Here is a 25,737-nt window from a genome sequence, read left to right as displayed (position 1 = left end):
AAAATGAGCGCCTTGTTTATTTGCTCCGCATAAAAGAAGCAGAAAATGCCTGAGCGGGTGTCTGGAGAAAGGCTTTAACCCAGTTACCGGTTATTTCGTCAGAATCGATTCCAGCGACGCCTCTTCCATGAACAGCGCATTTTTCTTGTAGAAAAAACTGCGGCATTCATGGCGTGCTGGCTTGGTAAATGATTTATCAACCTGATAAGGCGTGCCTTTCGCCATTCTCCACATAAATTGCTCTGCGGCCTGATCAAATTGCTTTTCGTCCAGCTCTGGAATGGGATGCATAAAAATAAATCGCGTCAGACCGGACTTTATATCGGCTTCAAGATGGTGTCTGCTGACTTCACGGAAGCCAAATACGGACGCCTCCGGTTCAATGCCGCCAGGCAAAAGATGTGCAGGGAGCGTCAGAGTCGCTTGAACGAGGGACATTGTTCCTCCTTATCATTGAATTTATCCGTCATCTTGGCATAACAAGCATGATTCGTTTCAATTAATATGCGCTATGTTGGTCACTGTTTGCCAGTGTCTATTTACAAAATGAAGCAAAAATCAACAAATGTCCCCTTGGTGGCGGCTAAGTAATCACTTGGTTTCTATGTGCCTTTACAACCTGAACGGACTCCATTACTATGCCTGCACTTACGGAGAGATGGCTGAGTGGTTGAAAGCACCGGTCTTGAAAACCGGCATACGTTAATAGCGTATCTAGGGTTCAAATCCCTATCTCTCCGCCACATTAAAAAAAGCCGCTGTTTAACAGCGGCTTTTTTGTATCTGAAATTTGGCTCATCCAACCCATACAAATCCAATTTTTCTGAGCTCTTAGAGAGCTAGTCCTTGGAATTTAAAGGGCTTGGCGTCATGAAAATGTGCTGAGACTTCGCCCGCGTAGATTTGGCCGGATGAGACATCCAGCATTTTTGCCGAACTGCTTTCGGAAAAATCCAACTGTTTCAAATCTACCCAGAAAGTGTTGGGTGAGAGAACTGTTTCAAAGGTATATCGTAAATTTGTCTGATCGGCGACGACTCGCCATTGAGTGCTGGACAAATTCGGATGGCCCGCGATGGAATAGCCATACGGTACTGAGGTATGACGCATGATGCTCATGAGAACGGCTGTCGCCACGCGTTCATCATCCGTTTTTGGGGTATTGTTGATAAAGTAATTCGCTCTGACAAATCGATCGGATGATTTTACCGTACCCGGCATAAAATCAGAGCCGCTAATGGTTTGCCAGTACTTCTGAATTGCTAATTGTTCAGGGTACGGCGGATCGTTTGTCATGACGAGATAATCGGGGTTGTGATGAATCACCAGTTTCCCGTCAATATACTCCAAAATGGCACTGTCACCCGTAGCATCCGAGATAGACATATGCACCGTAGTCATTTTCTGTGTGCCCGGAATCATGTCCGTGACGACAACAAATGACTCTTTTGATAATTGTTCTACTGACTCAGCAACTGTTGCAAAGTTATCTAACACATATTGCGCCCACATCGAAATAGCCAAACCAGGATGAGTTGACGAAGGTGCTGACTCCGGATAGCGACTTTCCAGTAACCACAGCAAATTCGCGACTAACCCTTTCTCATTCATTCCGTCTGTTGTGGCAATATCCCAAGAACTGGCGATCAGACTGCCATATTTTGACTTCCATTGAACGGAATGCGGACCCACACTACCGTCTCTGTCCATTCCTTTTGGAAACAGCCACAGATTGGCCGGAATAGGCAGGCTAAAATCCATGTTTCTTCCTGTCATGACCAGGTTCTCTGTTCCTTTGTAGATCACCCGGGTACAGGCCTGAGCCGTATTAATTATTGCTCCTGTCCCTAGGGTAAGGGCAATGCCCATCAGGACTTTTTTGATGTTATTCATTGTATCCTCTGGCAAGAATTGTGAATTGAGGGCAGCTTTTTACATATATTAGAATATCGAACCAAACCCATAAATGGGAGATTTAATTCTCTGAAATAAGAAGATTGATTTTAATTTATCTTCCTAATTTGATAGATGTTTACGGTATAAAATAAATATGAGAATAGTCAGTTATTTAATATGGCTTGATACCTGTTTTTTTAAAGTGGGCTTGTTTTTAAAAAATAAATATAAATTAGTGATCTATCATTTTTATTAAAATGATTTCAATTAAGTCATTTTAGGAAAGTCAGTCAATAAAACCGTACCAGTCCAATGAAAAGCAGTCTTCGTGGTATGGCTCGGCAGTGAGGAAAGGATGCTGTCTTTCTTTATCTGTGATCTCACGGTGTTGCTGCCTCTATCTCAGTACTACAGTTACTTCACTTGAGTGCTCAACCGTGCCTGCCGTTATTGGGGTGAGACAGTGAATTTTAGATTCTCTTGAAATACACCCTCTTTTCTGTTTTTTCAAATGTTTGCTGGGTGTTTGCTGGGTGTTTTTTAGTTGTGTTGTGTCTCAGCAAAGTGACTCAATAGCCGGGCGTATCAAGAAAGGAATGATGTGACTTCACGATTTGGTTCATGATTATTAGGTGAGCTAAGCGCCGAAATACATCATTACTGAAGAGATGCAAAATAAAGCTGACCAGTTATGGCATGAGATGGCATCGGAAGATGCGATTGATACCCTGAACGCAAACAGAGACGGGCTGTCTTCTGATGAAGCAGCGAAGCGTCTCAATGCCTATGGTCCCAATTGCTTACCGGCTCCTCCTCGACAGCATCCCTTTCTCCGCTTTTTGCGTCAGTTTCACAATATTCTTATCTACGTGCTTCTTTGCTCTGCGGCGATGACGGCGGTGCTGGGCCACATTGCCGATACCTGTGTAATTCTGGCTGTTGTTATTGTGAACGCAGTTATCGGGTATTTTCAGGAGGGGAAGGCCGAAGAAGCAATGGATGCTATCCGCCATATGCTGGCACTGAAAGCCTCGGTGCGACGGGAGGGTATCCGCCGTTCCATAGATGGGGAAGAACTGGTGCCGGGTGACATTGTGCTGTTGGAAGCCGGTGACAAGGTATCTGCCGATTTGCGACTTGTGCAGGTCAACGGGTTGCAAATTCAGGAAGCGATACTGACCGGTGAGTCTGTTCCCGTGAAAAAAGACACTGATGCCGTTGCGCCCAGCACGCCGCTTGGTGATCGGGTATGCATGGCATACAGCGGTACACTGGTGACCAGCGGGATAGGATGGGGAGTGGTGGTGGCCACCGGTGCTAGCACTGAGCTTGGCCGGATTAGCGGTATGCTTTCCACCGTTGAAACTTTAACCACCCCGCTGCTCCGGCAAATGGATGTGTTCGCTCGTTGGTTAACCGCCCTCATTTTGCTGCTTGCCGCCGTGCTGCTGGTTTTTGGGTATGTTGTCGAAAACTTTGCATTTTCCGATATGTTCATGGCTGTGGTTGGCTTGTCCGTTGCGGCTATCCCGGAAGGGCTTCCGGCGGTACTGACTATCACGCTGGCCGTAGGTGTACAGGCCATGGCGCGTCGCAATGCGATTGTCCGGCGTTTGCCTGCGATTGAAACCATAGGCGCAGTATCGGTGATCTGCACGGACAAGACCGGCACTCTGACCTGTAATGAGATGATGGCGGTGAGTGTGGTAACGGAATCGCACGTCTTTTCCCTGGATGGTGTGGGATACGAGCCGGAAGGAGAAATCCGCTTAAATGAGGTGGCAGTCAGTGCGAGCGAGCACGCTATTTTGGATGAGATTGGCAGAGTGGCGGCGCTGTGTAATGACGCGACCCTGCATTGCAGTGACGGTGCATGGGCGGTGCTGGGTGACCCGATGGAAGGCGCTTTGCTGGCACTGAGTGGCAAGCTCGGTCTTGATCTCACCGACGAGCTGTCAGGATGGATGCGAACTGATGTGATTCCGTTTGATGCCAAACACCGCTTTATGGCGACCCTGATTCATGACCACGAGAACCACGCGTTTATCGCAGTGAAAGGAGCGCCGGAGCAGATTTTTGTGATGTGTACCCGGCAACGTACGGTAGTGGGCGACAGTGAAGTGTTTGACCCTGGCTACTGGCATGAGAAGGCAGAGGATATTGCGTCGCAGGGACAGCGCGTACTTGCCTTTGCGGTCAAACCGGTACCGCCGGAGCATACCGTGCTGGAATTTACCGATGTTGAGCAGGATCTGGTTTTCATTGGTATGGTCGGGCTGATTGATCCGCCGCGCCCAGAGGCCATTGCTGCGATCGCTGAATGCCATACCGCCGGGATCCGCGTAAAAATGATCACCGGCGATCACAAAGGAACCGCGGCGGCCATTGCCAAACAGCTCCGGCTGCAGAACCCTGACAAGGTGTTAACCGGTGCTGATCTGGCTGGCATGGACGATAGCTCGCTGGCGGCGGCAGTGATGGAAACCGACATTTTTGCCCGCACCAGTCCGGAAGACAAATTGCGGTTGGTCATGGCACTGCAGTCGCATGGCCTGACGATTGCGATGACCGGCGACGGCGTCAACGATGCACCTGCACTCAAGCGCGCCGATGCCGGGATCGCCATGGGGCGAAAAGGCAGTGAAGCCGCGAAAGAAGCGGCGGAACTGGTGTTGGCTGATGATAATTTTGCCTCAATCGTTGCCGCTGTGCGTGAAGGGCGAACGGTCTATGACAACATCAAGAAGGTCATCAGTTGGACCTTGCCTACCAATGCCGGTGAAGCGCTGACGATCGTGGTTGCGCTCCTGTTTGGTATGACGCTGCCGATTACCCCGATCCAGATCCTCTGGGTGAACCTGATCACTGCGATCACCCTTGGGATTGCACTGGCGTTTGAACCGACAGAAAAGAACACCATGCAACGACCGCCGCGACCGCGGTATGAGCCCATTCTGAATGGTGAGCTGGCATGGCGAATTATTTTTGTGTCACTCTTGCTGCTTGGCGGGGTGTTCGGGATGTACGCCTATGCTGTCGAGCAGGCGTATTCCGTCGAATTGGCGCGTACCATTGCCCTGAATACGCTTGTGGTGATGGAAATCTTCCATCTGTTCTTTATCCGAAATATTTATGGCACGTCATTGAAATGGGAGTTGATTGTCGGAACCAAAGTGGTTTGGGCAACAATCGTGTGTGTCACGGCGGCACAGTTTGCCATGACGTATCTGCCGCCATTGCAGGCGCTCTTTGCCACCGAGGCCGTGCCGTGCTGGGACGGGGTGATCATTGTCGTTGTCGGAGTGGTGTTTTTTGCAATCATCGAAATTGAAAAGCGACTTCGTTTGCTGTTGCATGATATTCGTACCGGCTTGCTTCCGCCGAGATCTTGATTGGCTGCGTCCTGTAACTCTCATTTTTCAGAGAATCGTATTCAGGTGCGCGCGTTCAGATAATTCACCAAAGCGGAGAACGATCTGATTTGCGGGTAGTCAGACTCCGGAATGCTGACGCCGCAGCTTCGTTTCAGGGCATCCAGCAGATTGAGGAAATCCATTGAATCGAGGTCGCATTCCTCGCGCAGATCTTCATCAGGATCAATATCGCTTTCGGTGATTTCCGGCGCAATGTTTTGGATAGCCTGCATGACCAGGTCCCTGATGTTGTCGTTATTGCCGTTGGTTGTCATAGCTGCTCCGGTTTTTGTAATTGCTGCGACAGGGCATGTAAAAACTTCGCCCCCTGTATGCCGTCACTGACCCTGTGGTCGGCACTGAGCGTGACCGTCATGGTGTCGCAGATAGCGATTTGGTTGTAACCCTTGTCATCGGTTCTGACCTGGAGCGTCTGGCGTAAACGACCCGCGCCCAGAATCGCGACTTGCGGTGGGTAAATCACACCAAACACACTGTCAGAGCCTCTCTCACCGATACTGGTCAGGGTGATTGTGGCGTCGGTCAACTCAGAGCTGCGCAGGCGGCCAGTACGGCTCCGGTTGCTGATATCGCGCAGTGCCAGCATGGTGTCATCGACCGAGAGCCGGCTAACATCATGAATAGCCGGCACCATAAGCCCACCTTCACGCAGGCTGATTACCGTCCCGATGTGCACCGCTTTCTCAGGTTTGAACTCACCATTTTGAAAATAACCGTTTAAAGATGGGAAGTTAGGCAGAACCGTTGCAATGGCTTTGAGTAGTAAAGCAGGCAATAGGAGACGGTGTTCGGGATCACGCCCGGCGTTTTGTTCATTTAGCCATTGTTGAGTGCGGGTAAGATCCACGTCCAGGCTTAGGTAATAATGGGGAATTTCCCGTTTCGATTTTTCCATTGCTGCGGCGATTGCTGCTCGCATCGCGGCCGGATCCCGGTTGTCGCGGCTGTCACGGGAGGCGGTGTTTTCAACACTCTGGGTTGAAGGGCCTGCTGCGGTGGCCATCGCAGCAGGCACGGCAGTTTGCTGAGCAGAAGCGGTTGGTTCGACGTTGTAGCCCGATACCACTTGATGTGCGGTGTCGAGATCCCGCAGCAAGATGGCACCCATCGGCCCGCTGCCGACGATGCTTGCTAAATTCAGATCGTGCTGACGGGCCTGTGTTCTGGCTGCGGGGGAGGCCAAAATTCTGATCTCTGATGGTGCAGGTTGTGCCATGATAGGCCCGGAGATGCTGGGTTCAGAAACGTTGGGCCCAGAGATGCTGGCTTCAGAGACGTAAGCCTGCGGTGAAAGCGGTTCCGGTATTTCCGGTTGAGACGTCTCCGATTGAGGTATATCGGGCGGTGCCATAACCTGTTCGGCGGTCGGCAGTGTGTCAGCCTCTATCGTGTCAGCCTCTATGCTGGCCAGGATGGATCCGACCGGCAGACTGATGACCGGCTGCACCAGAATTTTGCTGATGGTGCCGCTGTGGTAGCTTTCCATCTCAATAGCGCCTTTACTGGTTTCAATGACGGCGATGCTGTCACCTTTGTTGACATGGTCACCTTCGGCCACCATCCATTCCGTCAGGGTGCCGTCTCGCATGTCAGCACCCAGTGAAGGCATCACAATATCAAATGACTGGCTGCTCATCAGCGGCCATCCATCGTCGCTAAGGCGGCGGCAACAATCTGTTCGACCTGAGGCAGGGCCGCCTGCTCCAGATGCTGAGGATAGGGGATGGGGACTTCCGCGCTACAGATTCTTTTGACCGGGGCATCCAGGCTCCAGAATCCGTCCTCCATGATGATGGCACTGATTTCGCCTGCCAGGCTGCCGGTTTTCCAGCCTTCATCAATGATGACAGCGCGGTGCGTTTTGCGAACGCTTTCCAGCAGTGTTGATTTGTCCAGCGGGCGCAGGCAGCGCAGATCCACCACTTCGGCTGAAATGCCATCCTGTTCCAGTTGCTCGGCGGCCGTCAAGGCTTTGTGCAGGTTACCGCCGTAGCTGATGAGGCTGATGTCGGAGCCCAGACGTCGAATAAGGGCTTTTTCCATCGGGGCATCCGGCGAATCCGGCACGGCGCCGGGTTCATTGAGCAGCATGACATGCTCGAAAATCAGCACTGGGTCCGGATCAGCCAGCGCCTGCCCTAACATATGCCGCGCATCACCGTGCGTCGCCGGGCTCAGGACTTTCAGGCCGGGAATATGGGCGTAGAAATTTTCCCAGCTGTGTGAGTGCTGGGCGGCAAGCTGTCTGCCGGCACCGCAAGCCATGCGGATAACCAGAGGAACATTAAACTGACCACCTGACATATGGCGTAGGGTGGCTGCGGTATTGACGATCTGATCCATCGCCAGCAGGCTGAAATTGACGGTCATGACTTCGACAATGGGTCGCATCCCGCCGAGAGCCGCGCCAATGCCGACCCCGACGAAACCGGATTCGCACAGCGGAGTATCGATGATGCGGTCAGCACCAAACTGAGCAAGCAACCCCTTGCTGACCGCATAGCAGCCCCCATAGCGCCCGACATCTTCACCCATCAGGAAAACCCGCCGATCCTGTGTGAGTGCTTCGACCAGTCCGGCCCGCAATGCCTCACGGTAGCTCATGGTTTCTGAGCTTGTCTCTGGATTTGTGTCTGAGAGCATGGGTTTACCCCCTGTATTCCGGTCTGCTGTTGTGGTCTTTAACTCGGCAGCTAGTTCGTCAGCACGTTCATCAACACGTTCTGTACGGGCTGTGAGCATTTGCTGGTGCCCTGTCATCACTTTCTTTGTGGGCTATAGACATCCCGAGCCAAGTCTTCTATCGGCTCCCAGGCTCCGGCTTCAGCAAATTGGACGGCGGCCTGAATTTCTTGTTCCACATCTTTTTCCAGCTCATCCAGTTCGTTATCCAGCAGGTGGCTGTTGTTTCTCATCCATTGCACCAGTTGCTTCACCGGCCCTTTTTCTTCCCATAGCGCGATTTCTTCTTTTTCGCGATAGAGCTGGCTGTCAAAACTGGAGTGACCGCGAAAGCGATACGTTTGGCATTCCAGAAAATAGGGTTTCTGTTCTTTGTGAATGTAGTCGCAGGCTTCAAGGGCGGCTGCCTCTACATTGACCACATTCATGCCATCCACTTGTGCGGCTGCGATACCATAGCTACGCGCTTTTTGAGCGATGTTGGTTTCAGATTCGGACAGGGCAAGGGCGGTTCCCATGGCATAGCGGTTGTTTTCACAAATAAACAGTACCGGCAGTTGCCATAACGCTGCCAGGTTAAGACTTTCATGAAATTCCCCTTCGGCTACCGCACCTTCACCGAAGAAGCAGGCTGTCAGCGCTGTCCGTTGCATTTGTTTATTGGCCATGGCCAGTCCGGTTGCTAACGGCAGGCCGCCACCAACAATGGCGTTCCCGCCGTAAAAGTGGGTTGCCCGATCAAACAGATGCATGGAGCCTCCGCGTCCGCGGCTGCATCCGGCGGTGCGACCGTACATTTCAGCCAGAATACTGCCCATGCTGACGCCCCGCGCGAGCGCGTGCCCGTGTTCACGATAGGTGGCCACGACCTGATCATCGCGGCTGAGTGCGCTCATAATGCCGACAGCAATGGCCTCCTCGCCGATATAAAGGTGAAGAAAACCACGAATTTTCTCCAGGGCGTAAAGCTCGGCACATTTTTCTTCAAAACGGCGAATGCGCAGCATTTGCTTAAGTTGCTGCAATAAATGGGCTCGGTTGATATGGAGTCTGCTGGTCATTGTTCATCGCACTCCAGTGTAGAGGTATCGCCTTCAGGCAGCCCCAGTTCCCGGGCTTTGAGCAACCGGCGCATGATTTTTCCGCTTCGGGTTTTTGGCAGGCTGCGGCGAAAAACGATTTCTTTTGGTGCAACTGCCGCTCCCAGCCGTTTGCGGGCAAAACCCAGCAACGTTTTTTGCAGTCCCTCGTCCGGTTCAAACCCGGTTTTGAGGGTGACAAAGGCTTTAACTATTTCACCTGCGACAGGATCAGGTTTGCCGATGACCCCGACTTCGGCGACCGCTTCGTGTTCCATCAGGGCGCTTTCAACCTCAAATGGGCCGATTAAGTGGCCTGAGGATTTAATGAGATCATCCTTGCGACCGACAAACCAAAAGTAGCCGTCTGCATCGCACATGGCCAGATCGCCGCTCATGTACCAGCCGTTACTGAAACAGCTGCGGTATTTGTCTTCCTGATGCAGATAGCCGCGGAACATGGAGGGCCAGCCCGGCTTCAGTGCAAGTTCGCCGACTTCCATCGGCGTGGTGATGACGGACCGGGAACCATCGTCGTTCTGTCCCAGAATCGCCGCTTCAATGCCGGGTAGCGGCCGGCCCATCGAGCCGGGTTTGATGTCCTGACTGGCGGTATTGGCGATCATGATGCCGCCGGTTTCGGTCTGCCACCAGTTATCGTGGAACGGGATCGGAAGCGTTGTCTGGCTCCATAAAACGGCTTCAGGATTGAGCGGTTCGCCCACGCTGGCGATAAACCGCAGGGCGGATAAGTCGTAATTCCGGCAAATCGCCGCCCCGGCTTTCATGAGCATACGGATGGCGGTCGGGGCGGTATACCACACTGTAACCTGATGGTGTTGCAGGATGTGGTACCAGCGTTCGACGTCAAATTCGGCTTCATCAATGATCATCGTCACCCCCAGGCAGAGCGGCGCGATAATGCCGTAGGAGGTGCCGGTTACCCAGCCCGGGTCGGCTGTACACCAGTAGATATCGGACGGTTTCAGATCCAGCGCCCAGTACGCCGACAGCTGGTGATAGGCTACCGCCTGATGGACATGAATCACCCCTTTGGGCTTGCCGGTTGTACCACTGGTGAAATGCAGCAGTGCCATCTCTTCCGGCTGCGTGCTGACGCAGGGGAAGGCGGGATCGGCCTGTTGCATGAGGTCGGACAGGCGATAGCAGCCTGAGTCGGGCTCTGATTCACCATCAATTAACAGGATGGCTTGGAGATGGGGCAGTTCGTGACACCACGCTTTGACTTTTTTTTGATAAAGGCTGTGCGTGGTCAGCAGGACCTGCGCTTCGCCGATTTCCATCCTTGAGCGGATAGGCTCGGGGCCAAAGGCGGAAAACAAGGGGGTAAACACACAACCTGCCTTTAAGGTGCCCAGCGCGGCGATATAGAGCTCTGGCCGTCGCCCGGAGAGGCTGAAAATACGTGCTCCGGGCGGTAAACCTAAACGGTGCAGTACGCTGGCGAACCGACTGGTCAGCTGGCACAGGTCACGATAGCTGTATTCCAGTATTTCATCATTTTTGCTGATCCAGCGGAGTGCCAGTTTGTCTGCGACAGGGGTAGTCAGATGGCTGTCCAGTGCCTGGAAACAGATATTCAGCCCGCCATCCGGCAGGTGTTTCAGCGTGGGTTTGCCGCCTGTTGAGTCATCAGGCTCAAGGGTGAAATCTGTGTCGAGGCAGTCACGTTGATAGTCGGATAAATAGTCGGATAAATTGGCAGAGGCCGCATCAGCGGATTTTTTGATGATTGGTACCGCCATTCCAGTTTCCCCCTGTACACGACATGCTGATCTCACGCTGGCAATCGGTGTTGCTGCTGGTGTCACTTTCACTGCTGGGTATAAGAATAGTGTGTTTCGCCGCAAGAATACGTGGATTCGGTGAGACAGAAAATAATCGGTCAGGTCAACCAATTGATTTATCTGGAATGTTTTCGTTGAGAATTGAGCCGGCTTTCTTGTTAAGACATGGCATTACCTGCCGGGAGGCTACACTCTGTACGCGAAGGCGTATCCGCTGCTCATTGCAACCTGGAGAGTCAACCTGAACAGCGACCAGTAAATCGCTTTCTTATGACTGAAGCGAGAATGAAAGATGGCAGATATTTATGGCTTTGATGCTTTTTCTCCGAAGCAAATTGCTGAAAAGGTTGACAACATAGGCGTGACTAAAGCGCGTCTGCCGCTGTTGTCGATGGTCATGCTGGGGGTTCTGGCGGGGGCGTTTATCGGCTTAGGGGCGCTGTATTTTGTGCTGATAAAGTCGGACGCTAATTTGGGGTTTGGCACCAGTCAAATGCTCGGCGGGCTGGCGTTTTCACTGGGCCTGTTGCTGGTGGTGGTAGCCGGTGCGGAGTTATTTACCGGTAATAACCTGCTTGCGATGGCTTGGGCCGATAACAAAATCACGACCACAGAGTTGCTCAGGAACTGGCTGGTGGTTGCTTGCTCAAATTTCATTGGGGCGGCAGGGCTGGCCGTGCTGGTTTATGTGTCGGGACACACCGAGCTGAACCACGGCGTGATTGCCGAGCGTTATCTGCAAATCGCACAGGCAAAATGCAGCTTACCTTTCTGGACCGCTTTTTTTCGCGGCGTGCTGTGTAACATTCTGGTTTGTATGGCGATTTGGATGGCCATGGCTGGCAGAAGTGTGGTGGATAAGGCGGTTGCCATTGTTTTTCCGATTTCGGCTTTTGTTGCTGCCGGGTTTGAGCACAGTATCGCGAATATGTTTTTCATTCCACTGGCCATGTGTATCAAGGCTTTTTCTGGTACGGCGGCAGCAACGGCTACTGACGCTGTAGGCTGGCTGGGGTTTATCGGTAATCTTATTCCGGTGATTCTGGGAAATCTGGTTGGCGGAAGCGTGCTGGTGGGGCTGGTTTATTACGTGATTTACCTGAGAAAACCGGTATTACCGTCAGATAAGACGTAATGTTTTCAGGGTAAACGCGGGTATTGGCGGCAATTCCCTCAGAACTGTGTGGCTATACTCAATGTCAGAATCCACCGATTGATTGTGAGCGACCATGGTTTCCTCTAAGGCGGTTTCATCTAAAGCGGCTTCACCTAAAGCGATTGTCTCTGAGGCTGCGGCTTCAACGATGGCTTGTGCGACGACGGCCACTTCCATAGTGAAAACCGTTTGCCCCTTTTGTGGCGTCGGTTGCGGGATCAACCTGAAAGTGGATGCGCGGGGCAATCTGGTTGGGGTTGAGCCCCAGCAGAGCCATCCCATCAGCCGCGGAAAACTGTGTGAAAAAGGCTGGAGCACGGCTTATGCTATCCGGCCGGACAACCGCATCACGGAACCGCTCAAACGCATAAAGGATCGCTTTTATCCTATCAGCTGGGATCAGGCCCTGAGTGAGATCAGCGAAGCGATCCGCGATATTCAGGCGGAATCGGGCAATGATGCCATGGGTGTCATCAGCAGTGCCCGCGCCACCAATGAAGACAATTATGCCGCGCAGAAATTTGCCCGCGCCGTCCTCAACACCAATAACATCGATCACTGCGCCCGCATTTGCCACAGCCCGACGGTGGCCGGATTAAAACAGACTTTAGGCTCAGGGGCGATGACCAACAGCACGAAAGACATCTTCGAGACGGAGTTGATTGTTGTCATCGGTGCCGATCCCACAGAAAATCACAGTGTGCTGGGCGGGCAAATTTTTGATGCCCGGCAGCGCGGAGTAAAGCTGGTGGTGATTGATCCCCGGGTAACCCGGTTGGCAAAAGTGGCCGATATCCATCTGCAGTTGAAACCCGGCAGTAATATCGCACTCATTAATGCCATGCTGCATGTGATTATTGAGCAGAAACTGTGTGATACCTCTTTCATTCATCAGCGCTGTGAAGGTTTTGAGGGGCTGGCGGCCAGCGTGGAAACCATTACGCCGGAGTCGGTGGAAAACAGTACCGGGGTCAGTGCCCGGCAGATCAGGGCCGTGGCTGAACTCTATGGTCAGGCCAAAACAGCCATGATTTTGTATGGAATGGGCATTACCCAGTTTGTCAGCGGGACCCAGAATGTGATTGCCCTGTCTAATCTGGCGTTGGTCTGTGGCCAGATTGGCCGCCCCGGCACCGGGATCAATCCACTCCGCGGACAGAATAATGTGCAGGGCGCGTGTGATATGGGCTGTCTGCCGAATGTATACCCCGGTTATCAGGCAGTTACCGATGCCACGGCGCAGCGTAAATTTGCACAAGGCTGGGGCCAGCCAATTGCGCTACAACCCGGTCTGACATCACTGGGAATGACCAAAGCAACCTTGGCGGGGGCATTTCGTGGTCTGATCATTTTTGGTGAAGATCCGGTGGTAACGGATCCGGATCAGAACCATGTCCGGGCCGCCATGAAAAAGATGGAGCTGTTGGTGGTGGCAGAGCTGACCATGACCGAAACCGCCAGACTGGCCGATTATATTTTACCGGCTGCCTCTTTTGCCGAAAAAGAGGGGACTTTTACCAACTGTGAACGGCGGGTTCAGCATATTGCTCCGGCCTTGTCGCCTCCCGGAATTGCGATGGGTGACTGGCAATGGCTGAAAGCGCTGGCGGAAAAACTGGGGAGTCAGGCCCTGAGCTGGAGCTGCAGTGAAGCGGTGTTTGACGAAATGGCCTCGTTGACTCCGTCCTATCAGGGCATGAGCTATTCGCACCTTCAGCAGGCACACGGTCTGCAGTGGCCCTGCAATCAGAGTGCGCCGGAAGGGACGGCCATTTTGCATCAAACTACGTTTCCGATTGGCAAAGCCCGACTGATTCCGGTACACCAGATTGCGGTGGATGAGCCCCCTGACGACCAGTATCCGCTTATTCTGACCACCAACCGGCTGCATTTTCACTACGGCTGCGGATCCATGACCCGAAAATCGCCACTTCTGGAACGGGAAACCCCGGCCGGTCTCTTGTTTATCAATCCGCAAGATGCCCGAAACCTGCTCATACATCGCTACTCGCCGGTTGGCGTGCGCTCGCGTCGTGGCTATATCGAGACACGTGCGATGATCACTGACGATGTACCACCTGGCTTGGTGGCCATGCCATACCACTTTCGGGAAGCGCCATCGAATCAGCTGACAAACACCGCTCAGGATCCTGTCACTAAGATGCCGGAACTCAAAGCATGTGCCGTATCGGTCGAGCCTCTGCCTCCGGGACAGGAGCCCAAAGACATCGATCGGTTATTGGAGGAGCCATAATATGCAGCAGTATTTGCTCGACTCACTTCATGAACTGCAAGCGCATTTAGCTCAGTCCTACCAACTTTATCAGGTCATCGACAACGACGGTGATACCAGCTGGCAGCATGTGGTGCAAGCACCTTACGGGGAACTGGTGTCAAAGCTGCCGCAGAGTTCAGCCAAGGGCTTTTTCTTTACGGAGCAGGAAACCCTGTATGTTTTCGACGGGCAGTATTTTCGCGAAACCATTCCGCAACCGGAACCCTTTGTGTTGTTCGGAGTGCAAAGCTGCGACCTGATGGCTATCCACTATCAGGATATCTTTTTTGAAGAAGACCCTTACTATCAGGCTCGACGGCAACAGGCATTGCTGGTGGGCATAGATTGTGTGCAACCTTGCCAGCAGGGGTTTTTGCTATCTGGTGAATGCCGGGCCGGGTGTCAGGGATACCACCGCTGATCTGATTCTGCACCCGCTTGAAAACAGCCAATGGTTACTGATTGTGGTGTCTGAGCGGGGGAACGCTGCCCTGCATGGGCTGACGCTGACACCCGCCTCGAGCGATGACAAAAAGCAGCGCTGGGATAACCTGAGTCAGTGCGAGCATCAGTTTGGCGATCATTCCTATATTCTGGAAGGCATTGATAAACTGAACCGCGATTTGCCGTCTGATGCATTCTGGCAGCAGGTGGCGGTGCAGTGCATTGCCTGTTCCGGATGTACGACCTTGTGCCCGACATGCTCTTGTTACGGAACCCAGACAAAGGTGATGGTGCCGGCAGCCGCCATCAACTCACCTGAGACGGGAACTGAAGGTGGGGAACCCAACGGGGTGAAATCCTCAACGGTGCGATTCTGGGATTCCTGCCTGTACGAAGGGTTTCAGCGCGAAGCCAGTTTTCATAACCCGTCGGAACAGGCGGGTGATCGGGTAAAACGCTTCTGGTATCACAAATTCAGTCATGATTTTGTGCCGGAATTCGGGCGGTATGGGTGTATCGGTTGCGGACGCTGCGAGCAAACTTGTCCGGGAGTGATTGGGGTTCACTCGGTCATGAAGAGGATCGTCAAAGATGCATAACCTAACGCCAATGGCTATTCGTCTGCTTGATTTCTATGAGGATGGCGAGCACACGCGCCATTTCACTTTTCGTCTGTTAGATCCAGAGCCTGATAATCCTGAATCTCAGGTTTCTGGAATAGCCGAATCTGAAGAAGCAGGAACTGAATCTCCAGTATCGGCGCGGCAAAGTGACTGGATGAAAGCCCAGACAGGACAATTTTTTATGTTGTGTCTGCCTGCGGTTGGCGAAGCGCCGTTTACTTTTACTCAGCTTCCGGATCAGCAGGGGACATTTCGTGCGCTGGTCAGAAAAATGGGCAGCGTCACCTCCGCCTTGTTTCAACTTGAAGCGGGGCAGATTCTGGGCGCCCGCGGGCCCTATGGCAAGGGCTGGCCGATGGCAGAGGTGATAAATAAAAGGGTACTCGTTGTGGGAGGCGGCTGTGGCCTCGCACCGCTGGTCGGCGTGGTGAATCAGTTGATCGCGCAACAGGAATACACCCAACTGATGGTGGTGTATGGTGCCAGAAGCCGTCAGGCGAAGATGCTGACACCGGAGCGTAAACACTGGCAGCAGGTTGTTCAGGTGTTCAATACCATTGAGGACGGCGATATCGATACCGGTGAGAATGAGTATGCTGGCACTCCGCTTGATATTCTGCCGATGGTGCTCAGTCAGTTTGATGAAACGCCGGATGTGGTACTGCTGGCAGGACCCCAGGCGATGATGTTCGCAGTAGCTAAACAGCTGACTGCCGGTGGTATTGCGGAATCGGCGATCTATTTGTCGATTGAGCGTCGCATGCACTGCGGCCTGCAGACCTGCGGGCACTGTTACCTGAAAGATAAGTACGTCTGCACGGATGGCCCTACATTCCGCTGGGATCAGTTGAAGCAGCACCTGCCTGACAGTTATTAGCTATTAGCGAATAGCTAATAACTAACAAGTAATCAATGATAGCGGTTTTATCACGAAGTGACCCGATGTGTATAACCGCTATCATGTTGTGACTCAGCTTTTTGTTTATTGTGTTGTCTATTGTCCTGTCTATTGTCCTGTCTATTGTCTTGTTTATTGCCGTGATTATGTTTGTGGTGGCTTAATTTTCTGGTGGTTTGACGTTTTGGCGTTTGCTTTCCGCCAAGGCGATTTGTTGGCAGCCTCTGGCGACGGAATCGGGATTCAGGGAAATCGAATCAATGCCGCAGTTTACCAAAAACTCCGCAAATTCAGGATGATCCGACGGTGCCTGCCCACAGATGCCCACTTTGCAGCCATACTGGTGCGCGACGGTGATGACCTGAGCAATCATGTCTTTGACCGCATCGTCTCTGGCATCAAACAGAGGTTTCAGCTCAGCGGAATCCCGGTCAATGCCCAGGACCAATTGAGTGAGGTCGTTACTGCCGATGGAAAACCCGTCGAAACGCTGGGCGAAACGGTCAGCCAGAATGACGTTCGAAGGGATTTCGCACATTACATACACCTGCAGGCCATTTTTTCCGCGTTTCAGCCCCGCTTCCGCCATGACTTCCAGCACTTTGTCGGCTTCACCTGTGGTTCGGCAAAACGGAATCATCACAATGATATTGTCAAAGCCCATCACTTCGCGGGCCTCGACAATGGCCTGGCATTCGAGCTTGAACGCTTCACGGTAAAGCGGATGGTAATAGCGAGAGGCACCGCGCAGGCCGAGCATCGGGTTTTCTTCGTTCAGTTCGAAAAACTCTCCCCCCAGCAGGCCTCGGTATTCATTGGATTTAAAATCAGACATTCTGACAATGACCGGGCGCGGGTATTGTGAGGCCGCGATTTTTCCGACTCCCATGGCAAGATTATGGATAAAGTAATCCGGCTGATGGGGGTAACCATGGGTGAGCTGGGCAATTGTCTGGCTGATGGTTGGGTCTGTGACTTTTTCAGGATGGATCAAGGCCATGGGGTGAACACGGATCTGGCTTGAAATGATGAACTCGATACGGGTCAGGCCGATGCCGGCAACCGGTAACTGCCACCAGCGAAACACGCCATCCGGCATTGCCGCGTTAATCATGACGGCGGTGTTGGTACGGGGGATGTCATCCAGATTGACCTGTTGGGTGTCATAACGCAGGATGCCGTTATACACTTTTCCGACGGCACCACCGGCACAGCTCAGTGTGACGGGTTGACCGGTTTTCAGCGTTTGGGTCGCGCATCCCGTTCCCACAATTGCAGGTACTTTGAGCTCGCGGCTGACAATGGCGGCATGACTGGTGGGGCCGCCGGTATCGGTAATAATCCCTGCGGCTTTTCGCATTAAGGGCACCCAGTCCGGATCGGTGCGTTCGGTGACAAGAATGGCTCCGTCCGGAAACTGGTCGACATCACGCGGATCTGTGATAAGAAATGCGTTCCCGGTGGCGATTGCACTACCCACACTGGCCCCTTCCAGCAACAGGGTCGATGTTTCTTTCAGGCTGTAGTTCACCAGCACGGCCTGGCGTTTTTGTGACTCCACTGTTTCGGGGCGGGCCTGAACCAGATACAGTCCGTGGTTGCCTTTTGCCCATTCCATATCCATCGGACAACCGTAATGGCGTTCAATGATTACCGCCCAGCGAGCCAACTGCAGTACGTCATCATCGGTGAGCACGAGCGTGTTTTGCTCTTGTTCTGTCGTGGCTAGTGTTTGGGTTGCACCCGTGATGTTGCTGAAGGTTTCAGTAGTCACTTTACTGATTGCTTGGTTGTTATCTTGGCTTTCAGTGTGGCGTTCCGCATGGCTTTCAGGGGCATACACCATTTTCTGCAGCTTATCCCCCAGCTGTTTTTCAATAATGGGGCGTTTTCCTGCCACCTCAAGCAGCGGTTTGTACACCATGAACCGATCCGGTGTGACGCTCCCCTGTACAATGGTTTCGCCCAGTCCCCATGCGCCGTTAATCATCACAACGTCAGGAAAACCATTTTCGGTATCTAAACTGAACATCACCCCGGCAGCTTTGGATTCGACCATTTGCTGCACCCCGACGGAGAGTGCCACTTGCTGGTGTGCAAACCCTTTTTCCTGACGATAGACAATGGCTCTGTCAGTATAGAGCGAGGCAAAACAGTGTTTACAGGCCAACAGAACGTCCGCCTGACCGCGAATATTGAGATAGCTTTCCTGTTGCCCGGCAAAGCTGGCGTCAGGCAGATCTTCCGCGGTAGCTGAGCTTCGGACGGCAACACTGACATCGGGTATCTCCAATTGCTCGCACAACTGCTGATAGGCTTCAGTAATGGCATGTTGTTGCTCGTCGCTGAATGTGCCCTCGGCGATCAGCATCCTGATTTTAGCCCCTGTCTCTGCCAGCGTTGCATTCCCCGTATCCATATCAGCCAGAAGCCGTGAGATGGGCTCATCGAGGCCATTTTGTGCCAGGAAATCGCGATACAGCTGGGCGCTGGTGGCAAAGCCAATGGGAACCCTGATACCGGCGTCTTTTAATTGACTGATCATTTCGCCCAAGCTGGCATTTTTACCGCCGACATAAGGAATGTCGGTGGTACGCAACTGGTGATACCAATAAATGGCTGATTGGGCGGTACTTTGAATGGCGGAAGCGTGAGACTCCGGATTTTGTTGCTCTGGAGATTGTTGTTCTGGGGATTGATGTTCAGAAGCTTGATGATCAGATGCCATGCTGCTCTCCTTCAGGTCGCTCTGGCGCTCATACATAACCCGGGGCGTGGACTCGTCGACAGGGACTCATTTATTTTAGGTGCAATTTTTTTGAATCGTGCAAAAAGCCCACATTAAACGTGGGCTTTTTTAGTGCTTTTGATGGGCTGCCTGCGGCTTGCTATTTCTAAGCATCTGGCAGCTAAGTCGCAGTCTGCTTTACAGCATCATTACCTGAGCGATAAGCAGCAATGAACCAAAGCCAAGCAGGAAGATCACGATAGGCAATACGAACTTCACCCACTTGTTAAAGGGAATATCGAGCATTTGCAGGGTCACCAGTACCAACCCGGTTGGCGCCAGGAACAACATGGCATATTGCCCCCAGTTATAAGCAGAGACAACGATGTCACGCGGAATCATCACGGTATCGGCTAACGGTGCCATGATCGGCATCGACAGTACCGCCAGCCCGGATGATGACGGAACCACCAGACCCAGCAGGAAGAAAATAAACATCTGAGACACGGCAAACACGCTGCCATGCATACCCGCAACCAGCTCAGATGCCCAGGCGAGGATGGTATCGGACACCATGCCTTGCTCAAGAATGATGTTAACGCCGCGGGCCATCCCGATAATCAGGGAGACTGCAACCAGTTCTGAAGCGCCCTGGGTAAAGGCTTCAACGGCTTCTTTCTCTCTCAAACCGGAAATGAAGATGATCACAATGGCAATCGCCAGGAAAGAAGCCGCCATTTGGCCAAACCACCAACCCTGTGTTGACACGCCCCAAATCATCATCGGGAAGGCGATGGCGAAAAGGGTTAAAATAATTTTGCGGCGCAGGGTAAAAGGGACTTTCTCGTTGAGATCTTTGCCTTTGAGGAAACGCTCTCTGAAAGCGTCACGGTCTTCATAGGTATAAGAAAATGACGGATCCGCTTTGATTTTCTTGCAATACCAGTACAAGTAGCCAATGACAACGGTCATACCCACGGCTAAGCCGAACGTCCGTACGCCAATCCCTTCGGTGAAAGAAATCCCCGCGGCGTTGGATGCGATAACAACGCTGAATGGGTTGATGGTTGAAAATGCCGTACCGATAGAGGCAGCCAGAAAAATGGCGCCGACACACACGATCGAATCAAACCCTAAGGTCAGGAAAATCGGAACCAGAATGGGGTAGAAAGCCACGGCTTCTTCTTCCAGGCCACAGGACGTGCCCCCGAGCGCCATGACGATGCAAACCAATGCGACAAACAGGAACTCTCTGCCTTTGGTTTTCTCTGACAGGGTGACCAGTCCGGCATTAAATGCCCCGGTTCTGTTGATGACGCCTATCATGCCCCCGAGAATCAAAATAAACACAATAATATCGGCACCTTCCACCGTCCCTTCCACCATGGAGATAGCGATGTCACTGAGGCCTTTGGGGGATTGCTCCAGCTTTTCGTAAGTGTCGGGAATAGCGATAGGCTTGCGTATTGTTCCGTTAATGAATTGATCGATACCGATATTGATTTGTCGTTTTTTTAGTTCCTCCTGATTGGCCGGTACGATAGTGACGTCGCCCTGAGGGTTCTCTACCAGCAAAGTATTTTGTGAAGCATCGTAAGACAGTTTGGAATAGGATCCTGCCGGGACAATCCAGGTAAGACCGATAGCAAAAAGCGTGATCGCAAATAAAATGGTGAATGCAGTAGGGAATTGAAATGTTCTGGTTCTTTCTTTTGTTAGCAGCATAAGAATTTCCTCTAAGCCGAATAGCTAGATAAAAAATCATTCAACCTATTCACTTAAAGTATTATGTTGCAAATTGTAATAACACAGCGGTGATCACAAATTAAACAAGATGAAAATAGGAATAACTTAGCCAATTATTCCGATTAAATATCCATGGATTGAATAAAGCATGATAACTATATTCTCGTTTACAGTTTTTTATTGTGGTGTGAATATATATAAACAGAAAAAATTGTAATGTGAAATTAAAATAATGATTCTTATTGATACGTATATTTAAAAATATACGTATCGGATATCAATACTGTTTTCATGTAATAAAAAATAAATAAAAGTACAAAAGAAAATCAAGATAGACGTATAATCAATGACCTGCCGGCATATCGCTGGCAGGGTGCCTCAAAATCCAGCAGGCTGACTGCTAACTGTTACACTTGAAAGTACCTTTTAGGTTTTGAGGTTATTCACAATGAAAACTCGAACAGCAAAACCAGCCGGACGGGTACATGCTAATCAACCACTTCTGCTCTGTTCACTGACGGCTCTCGCCATGCTTTCTGCCTCCTATGCTTATGCTGATCACCACAAGCTGACGGTGGCTATCGCAACGGATATGCCACCTTATGTCTCAGACAGTGCAAAGACTGGGCTGGAAGTTGATATCGTCAAAAAAGCCCTTGATGGGTATGTCGTTGAGTTTGTGCAGATGCCGTACAGTCAACTGCAAGACGCGGTGCAAAAGCAAAAGGCGGATGTATCTATTGGCGTGGTTGCGGATAACACGGATAACACGGATAACAGTGATGTGTTTTATTCCGACCCGCTCATCTCGTTTGCAAACTTTGCCATCAGTAAAAAATCTGACAACCTTGATATAAACAACATGGACGATCTAAAAAAATATCAGGTGTTGACCTGGCAAAACGCCTATCTTGAATTGGGTGATGAATTTAAAAAGCTGTTTTCACCAGAGTCTGAATACCGGAAAAATTACCATGAATTCTCCGATCAGGCGGAGCAGGTGGCACATTTTTGGAAAGAGAGCCAACAGGTAGCGATTATCGATCGAAATATCTTTGCTTATTTCACTAAAGCCCTTAAACCGTCTGACGGTGAGGTTGTCCACCACAGTTTGTTTCCCGCTGTAACTAATTTCTCCGCCAGTTTTAAAGACGAATCTGCGATGAAATCTTTCAACAGTAAACTCAAAGCGATGTGCCAAAGCGGAGAGTACGGTAAACTGCTGGAAGAGTATGAGGTTCAATTAGAAACGACGGTCTGCGGCGATAAGTGATTTTTAAAGCGTAAGCACACACTGTAGGTTATGCAGTGTGTGCAAAATGGCTTTTAATTATGACATGCCTTTCATTGGTGATATGGCTTTCATTGGTGACATGATATTTATCGATGGCACAGCTTTTTATTGAGGACACAGCTTTTATCGATGCAAAATCCTCCTCAGAAAACAGCCTATTTTTCGGTGAAATTCCTGAGTTATCAGAAAATAAATGGGATCAGTGAGCGGCGCTTAAATCTTAGCTATGTTTGTGGCCTGCTTTGGTTCATGGAAAAACCGAATATCGAGTCAGATATTTGAGCCACTCATTCAAGTTATTTACGTGCGATGCATAAGCGGCTCAGGTATGAGACGTCAGCAAGACAAGGAGGTCAATTGAACATTTTGGTGTTAGGCGGCACCGGTTTTTTAGGTGCGCAAGTCGCTCAGCAGTGCCTTGTTCGGGGCCATAATGTGAGCGTTTTTAGCCGCGGGTTATTCGTCGAATCACCAGGCTATCGCCTTGCTGGCATGGCTACCCTGAAGCATGTGCAGCATTTTTATGGCGATCGGAATAAGGGCATTGACGCTCTAAAGGTGTTAGACGACTGCTGGGATGTCTGTATTGATCTGTGCGGCTACACCGCACCACAGGTACGGGAAAGCACTACTTGGTTGCGTGACAGAGTCCGGCATTACATTTATATCAGTGCCGTTCGTGCATTTTTGCCATCCCCTGAGCGCATGATTAATGAAAGCAGTGAGAGATATTCACCGATCGATGAAAATATCACATGTGTCGACAATGAAACGTATGGCCCGTTGAAAGCGGCTTGCGAGTCTATTGTGAATGAAATATTTGAGGGTCGAAATACCATACTTCGTCCTCAGGTGATGGTTGGTCCTAACGATCTATCCGGAAGAATGACCTACTGGTTGTTACGTGCCAAGAATCAACCAGTGATGTTGCCCGGTGATGGCAATGATTTTCTTCAGGTGGTTGATGTTACCGATGTCGCCAGCTTTATTGTACGAGTCAGTGAAAACAGGTATCTCGGTGAATTTAATCTGGCGGGACATAAAATAAGCTGGCGAGCGTTTTCGCAGTTGCTGGGTATTCAACACGGTGTGTGGGTAAACAATCAAATAATCAAGAACGCAGGCTTAACGTTCAGGGAGCTGCCACTGTTTCGGCCCAGAGGTAATAATGAAGCGTCTTACATGAATATCTCTCACGACAAGGCCGTGTCATGTGGTTTCAGGATCAGTGAAATGAGTGACACAATATCAAGAATAATGGAATGGATAGGTCACACTGATATTACGAAGATGATTCCCGATGATATTCAACATGAGCAATTAAGCCCGGAAGCGGAAGCACAGCTCATCAGAGAGCAGTTGTTCTTTCGGGCAATTCAGGGATGGCCATTCACAAAAAGCTATTGAATAAGAGCGAATAAGAGGACTTATTCAAAAGACATTTTTAAGAGAACAATTAACAAATGAAAAAAGTCAGTGCTAAAGGCTGTAAACAGAGGTTCATTGGCTTTAGTATCACGTTATTGAATATCTCACAGGTTAGTGGGTTATCTATGGAAAAGGAGTTTCCAGATGACACTTGAAATATGGATGGTTTATGCATTAGCCGTGTTGGTTTTAACGGCTTCACCCGGCCCCAGTTCTCTTTTATGCATGACCAAAGGCGTGACCTCGGGCTGGAAAGCGGGGGCATATACCGCTTTGGGCAGCTTAACTGCTATCACAGCCATAATGACTTTGTCTTTTACCGGGCTGGGGATGGTGATTGCGTCATCTGAACTGGTGTTCAATATCGTGAAATGGACTGGGGCGGCTTACCTCGTTTATCTGGGAGTGAAAGCACTGACATCATCCCAGGACAGATATGAGCCGGTCACTATGTGCGGTGACAGCCAAACTCGATTTACGCAGCACTACGTCAGTGGCTTTATTGTCGGTGCCAGTAATCCCAAAGCTATCCTGTTTTTTACGGCATTGTTTCCACAATTTATTAATCCTTCTGCGGGGATGCTGACTCAGTATCTGGTCTTTGCGGCGACCTTCGTGACGTTAGAACTCTCTTGGTTACTGACGTATGCCTATCTGGGATCAAAGTCATCGTCCTGGGTATTTGGTTCAGGTAAGGCGAGGTTGTTTAACCGTATTACGGGAGGCGGGTTTATCGGGGCGGGTGCTTTACTGGCGTCGGTGAATCGTGGTTAACAGAGTATGAGGCAATGTGTGACATTTATTGACCTGTGTGATGTTCCGCCAAAAGAACTTGTCGCTATGTTGAATGAGTGTGAGGTCAGGGCGCATTTAATCAAACATGAGTTGTTTACGGTTCAGACGGCTTACGAGTGGGTAAGCCGTAAAGCTGAAATGAATGCCATCAAAGGCTGTTATATCCAAGCTATTGACGTTGACGGTCAGTTAGCCGGATGGTGTGGAATCCAGCCAGACGGTGATGACTACGAAGTCGCCGTTGTATTGCGGCAGCGTTATTGGGGGATCGGTATTTCGGTTTTCAGGGTGTTGCTCGACAAGGCGAAAAGTATGGGACACAAAGAAGTGGTGTTGAACCTGCTAAGTACGCGTCCAAAGTATGAAAGTCTGGTGCGTCGGGCGAGTAAAGTGGAAATCAGGCAAATACACGGAGGTTGTTTTACCTCGTATTTTATTCCGCTGTAATGTGGCGGCTTTTATGTTGTTTTACTGTTTAACAGACTTGAACCCGTGGACGGGGAATGCACTGTTTTCATTGAATGGTCACGGCAACAAAGTAAGGATAAATGTTGAAAACTGGCATCAGGATAAGTTTGGCTCAGATTCCGGTCGTAAAAGGAAATGTGGTTGCAAATCTTTCCAACCATCTAACTATGATTGCGCAGTCTTCATTGTACGGCGCGAATGTCGTCGTATTTCCAGAATTATCATTAACTGGATATGAACTGGAGTTGGCTCAAGAACTGGCTTTTAGCCCGCAATCACCGCATTTTTCTACGTTATCCCGAGCTTCAATTGAAAATGACATCGTAGTGATTGCCGGTTGCCCTCTTAACATAAAAAACTCAGCCAAACCGACAATTGGCGCGGTTATTTGCTTTCCCGACGGAACCATTGAGTTTTATTCAAAGCAATATTTGCATGAAGGGGAAGGGACGTTTTGCGCGTCAGGTTCCGAGGACTATGTCTTCAATGTCGAAGGTTATCGAATTGGGCTTGCCATATGTGCTGATTTCTCATCAACAGCGCATTCACTCAACGCTCGAATGTTGGGTGCCGATGCTTATATCGCCAGTGCGTTGATTTCGGACTCGGGCTTTGAGGCTGATACCAAAATATTGTCCAACATTGCATCAAAACACCGTTTTCCGGTGCTGTTAAGCAATCATATATCTTCGACAGGCGGTTGGTCTGCATGTGGGAACAACACCATTTGGAATGCTAGCGGTGACGTTGTGCTGAGTTCTGCATCAAAAGAGCACTGTTTGGTCATGTGTTCAATAAACGGACATGAGGTTTACGCCGCTCAAGTTCAGCAAATTACCTAAAAGGGTTGGTACGTGTAACCGGTTTTGCTTGTGTTTTCTTTGTCATTCGGTTGCTTCGGCATTCTGTTGCTGAAACATTGTGCATTGTGCATTGTGCATTGTGCATTGTGCATTGTGCATTGTGCATTGTGCATTGTGCAT

At 50.8% G+C, this 25,737-nt stretch carries 20 protein-coding genes and 1 tRNA gene; 12 read left to right on the top strand and 9 right to left on the bottom strand.

Annotation, left to right across the window (positions count from 1 at the left end; all coding sequences use genetic code 11):
- Positions 1 to 90 precede the first annotated feature (90 nt).
- On the bottom strand, positions 91 to 438 hold the full coding sequence (locus tag FH974_RS23285) for a hypothetical protein (RefSeq protein WP_053061894.1): 348 nt from the start codon (positions 436 to 438) through the stop codon (positions 91 to 93).
- Positions 439 to 652: 214 nt separating this feature from the next.
- Between FH974_RS23285 and FH974_RS23280 the strand changes: the two genes are divergently transcribed.
- Positions 653 to 743, top strand: a tRNA-Ser gene (locus FH974_RS23280).
- A gap of 88 nt (positions 744 to 831) precedes the next feature.
- Here FH974_RS23280 and FH974_RS23275 read toward each other — a convergent pair.
- Entirely contained in the window at positions 832 to 1,893 is a 1,062-nt protein-coding gene (locus FH974_RS23275) for a linear amide C-N hydrolase (RefSeq protein WP_053061893.1), read from the bottom strand.
- A 671-nt stretch (positions 1,894 to 2,564) separates the two neighbouring features.
- Between FH974_RS23275 and FH974_RS23270 the strand changes: the two genes are divergently transcribed.
- A complete protein-coding gene (locus FH974_RS23270) occupies positions 2,565 to 5,288 on the top strand; it encodes a cation-transporting P-type ATPase (protein ID WP_047886172.1) in 2,724 nt (907 codons plus the stop codon).
- A 41-nt stretch (positions 5,289 to 5,329) separates the two neighbouring features.
- Here FH974_RS23270 and FH974_RS23265 read toward each other — a convergent pair whose 3' ends face one another.
- The 5 genes from FH974_RS23265 to acsA all read right to left on the bottom strand — a co-directional run bounded on the left by FH974_RS23265 (position 5,330) and on the right by acsA (position 10,857).
- The gene (locus tag FH974_RS23265; RefSeq protein WP_047886171.1) at positions 5,330 to 5,584 is read right to left on the bottom strand and encodes an acyl carrier protein; all 255 of its coding nucleotides are present in this window, start codon (positions 5,582 to 5,584) and stop codon (positions 5,330 to 5,332) included.
- The gene (locus FH974_RS23260) at positions 5,581 to 6,966 is read right to left on the bottom strand and encodes a dihydrolipoamide acetyltransferase family protein (RefSeq protein WP_047886170.1); all 1,386 of its coding nucleotides are present in this window, start codon (positions 6,964 to 6,966) and stop codon (positions 5,581 to 5,583) included. The genes FH974_RS23265 and FH974_RS23260 overlap by 4 nt, the downstream gene beginning before the upstream one ends.
- Positions 6,966 to 7,973, bottom strand: coding sequence for an alpha-ketoacid dehydrogenase subunit beta (locus FH974_RS23255; RefSeq protein ID WP_047886396.1), 1,008 nt, complete (start codon positions 7,971 to 7,973; stop codon positions 6,966 to 6,968). Before FH974_RS23255 ends, FH974_RS23260 begins: the two co-directional genes overlap by 1 nt.
- A 116-nt stretch (positions 7,974 to 8,089) precedes the next feature.
- On the bottom strand, positions 8,090 to 9,073 hold the full coding sequence (gene pdhA / locus FH974_RS23250) for a pyruvate dehydrogenase (acetyl-transferring) E1 component subunit alpha (protein ID WP_047886169.1): 984 nt from the start codon (positions 9,071 to 9,073) through the stop codon (positions 8,090 to 8,092).
- Positions 9,070 to 10,857 carry an acetate--CoA ligase gene (acsA, locus tag FH974_RS23245; protein ID WP_047886168.1) on the bottom strand — a complete coding sequence of 596 codons (1,788 nt, stop codon included), beginning with the start codon at positions 10,855 to 10,857 and terminating at the stop codon, positions 9,070 to 9,072. The genes pdhA and acsA overlap by 4 nt, the downstream gene beginning before the upstream one ends.
- A 334-nt stretch (positions 10,858 to 11,191) precedes the next feature.
- On the opposite strand from acsA, the gene FH974_RS23240 reads away from it, so the two are divergent.
- From FH974_RS23240 to FH974_RS23225, 5 genes are all read left to right on the top strand, one after another.
- Positions 11,192 to 12,034, top strand: a complete 843-nt coding sequence (locus FH974_RS23240; protein ID WP_047886167.1) for a formate/nitrite transporter family protein — start codon at positions 11,192 to 11,194, stop codon at positions 12,032 to 12,034.
- 94 nt (positions 12,035 to 12,128) lie between these two features.
- Complete coding sequence (fdhF, locus tag FH974_RS23235) at positions 12,129 to 14,309, top strand: formate dehydrogenase subunit alpha (protein WP_207103805.1); 2,181 nt, start codon at positions 12,129 to 12,131, stop codon at positions 14,307 to 14,309.
- 1 nt (position 14,310) lies between these two features.
- Complete coding sequence (locus FH974_RS26280) at positions 14,311 to 14,751, top strand: hypothetical protein (protein ID WP_242551914.1); 441 nt, start codon at positions 14,311 to 14,313, stop codon at positions 14,749 to 14,751.
- Positions 14,714 to 15,373 (top strand): 4Fe-4S dicluster domain-containing protein, encoded by a 660-nt coding sequence (locus FH974_RS26275; RefSeq protein WP_242551913.1) that lies wholly within the window; start codon positions 14,714 to 14,716, stop codon positions 15,371 to 15,373. The genes FH974_RS26280 and FH974_RS26275 overlap by 38 nt, the downstream gene beginning before the upstream one ends.
- On the top strand, positions 15,366 to 16,274 hold the full coding sequence (locus FH974_RS23225; RefSeq protein WP_047886165.1) for an iron-sulfur cluster-binding protein: 909 nt from the start codon (positions 15,366 to 15,368) through the stop codon (positions 16,272 to 16,274). The genes FH974_RS26275 and FH974_RS23225 overlap by 8 nt, the downstream gene beginning before the upstream one ends.
- 181 nt (positions 16,275 to 16,455) lie before the next feature.
- On the opposite strand, the gene ppsA is transcribed toward FH974_RS23225, so the two are convergent.
- Both ppsA and FH974_RS23215 read right to left on the bottom strand, forming a co-directional pair.
- A complete protein-coding gene (gene ppsA, locus FH974_RS23220) occupies positions 16,456 to 19,023 on the bottom strand; it encodes a phosphoenolpyruvate synthase (RefSeq protein ID WP_207103804.1) in 2,568 nt (855 codons plus the stop codon).
- A 198-nt stretch (positions 19,024 to 19,221) separates the two neighbouring features.
- Positions 19,222 to 20,748, bottom strand: coding sequence for a YfcC family protein (locus FH974_RS23215; RefSeq protein WP_047886164.1), 1,527 nt, complete (start codon positions 20,746 to 20,748; stop codon positions 19,222 to 19,224).
- Between the two features lie 595 nt (positions 20,749 to 21,343).
- Here FH974_RS23215 and FH974_RS23210 point away from each other — a divergent pair.
- The 5 genes from FH974_RS23210 to FH974_RS23190 all read left to right on the top strand — a co-directional run bounded on the left by FH974_RS23210 (position 21,344) and on the right by FH974_RS23190 (position 25,596).
- Positions 21,344 to 22,042 carry a substrate-binding periplasmic protein gene (locus FH974_RS23210; RefSeq protein WP_207103803.1) on the top strand — a complete coding sequence of 233 codons (699 nt, stop codon included), beginning with the start codon at positions 21,344 to 21,346 and terminating at the stop codon, positions 22,040 to 22,042.
- A gap of 378 nt (positions 22,043 to 22,420) precedes the next feature.
- Positions 22,421 to 23,470: an NAD-dependent epimerase/dehydratase family protein gene (locus FH974_RS23205; RefSeq protein WP_053061891.1), complete on the top strand. Its 1,050-nt coding sequence runs from the start codon at positions 22,421 to 22,423 to the stop codon at positions 23,468 to 23,470.
- 165 nt (positions 23,471 to 23,635) lie between these two features.
- Positions 23,636 to 24,265 carry a LysE family translocator gene (locus tag FH974_RS23200; RefSeq protein WP_207103802.1) on the top strand — a complete coding sequence of 210 codons (630 nt, stop codon included), beginning with the start codon at positions 23,636 to 23,638 and terminating at the stop codon, positions 24,263 to 24,265.
- 18 nt (positions 24,266 to 24,283) lie between these two features.
- The gene (locus FH974_RS23195; protein WP_207103801.1) at positions 24,284 to 24,733 is read left to right on the top strand and encodes a GNAT family N-acetyltransferase; all 450 of its coding nucleotides are present in this window, start codon (positions 24,284 to 24,286) and stop codon (positions 24,731 to 24,733) included.
- Positions 24,734 to 24,837: 104 nt separating this feature from the next.
- Entirely contained in the window at positions 24,838 to 25,596 is a 759-nt protein-coding gene (locus FH974_RS23190; RefSeq protein WP_207104256.1) for a carbon-nitrogen hydrolase family protein, read from the top strand.
- Positions 25,597 to 25,737: the final 141 nt, after the last annotated feature.

Source organism: Photobacterium ganghwense, assembly GCF_017329545.1.
GTDB classification, from domain to species: Bacteria; Pseudomonadota; Gammaproteobacteria; order Enterobacterales; family Vibrionaceae; genus Photobacterium; species Photobacterium ganghwense.
The sequence above is the reverse complement of the archived record's forward strand: the minus strand, read 5'-3'. Positions and strand labels throughout refer to the sequence as shown.

Coding starts and splice junctions, on each gene's coding strand:
- FH974_RS23285 (WP_053061894.1), bottom strand. CDS start 438: ATGTCCCTCGTTCAAGCGACTCTGACGCTCCCTGCACATCTTTTGCCT.
- FH974_RS23275 (WP_053061893.1), bottom strand. CDS start 1,893: ATGAATAACATCAAAAAAGTCCTGATGGGCATTGCCCTTACCCTAGGG.
- FH974_RS23270 (WP_047886172.1), top strand. CDS start 2,565: ATGCAAAATAAAGCTGACCAGTTATGGCATGAGATGGCATCGGAAGAT.
- FH974_RS23265 (WP_047886171.1), bottom strand. CDS start 5,584: ATGACAACCAACGGCAATAACGACAACATCAGGGACCTGGTCATGCAG.
- FH974_RS23260 (WP_047886170.1), bottom strand. CDS start 6,966: ATGAGCAGCCAGTCATTTGATATTGTGATGCCTTCACTGGGTGCTGAC.
- FH974_RS23255 (WP_047886396.1), bottom strand. CDS start 7,973: ATGCTCTCAGACACAAATCCAGAGACAAGCTCAGAAACCATGAGCTAC.
- pdhA (WP_047886169.1), bottom strand. CDS start 9,073: ATGACCAGCAGACTCCATATCAACCGAGCCCATTTATTGCAGCAACTT.
- acsA (WP_047886168.1), bottom strand. CDS start 10,857: ATGGCGGTACCAATCATCAAAAAATCCGCTGATGCGGCCTCTGCCAAT.
- FH974_RS23240 (WP_047886167.1), top strand. CDS start 11,192: ATGGCAGATATTTATGGCTTTGATGCTTTTTCTCCGAAGCAAATTGCT.
- fdhF (WP_207103805.1), top strand. CDS start 12,129: ATGGTTTCCTCTAAGGCGGTTTCATCTAAAGCGGCTTCACCTAAAGCG.
- FH974_RS26280 (WP_242551914.1), top strand. CDS start 14,311: ATGCAGCAGTATTTGCTCGACTCACTTCATGAACTGCAAGCGCATTTA.
- FH974_RS23225 (WP_047886165.1), top strand. CDS start 15,366: ATGCATAACCTAACGCCAATGGCTATTCGTCTGCTTGATTTCTATGAG.
- ppsA (WP_207103804.1), bottom strand. CDS start 19,023: ATGGCATCTGATCATCAAGCTTCTGAACATCAATCCCCAGAACAACAA.
- FH974_RS23215 (WP_047886164.1), bottom strand. CDS start 20,748: ATGCTGCTAACAAAAGAAAGAACCAGAACATTTCAATTCCCTACTGCA.
- FH974_RS23200 (WP_207103802.1), top strand. CDS start 23,636: ATGACACTTGAAATATGGATGGTTTATGCATTAGCCGTGTTGGTTTTA.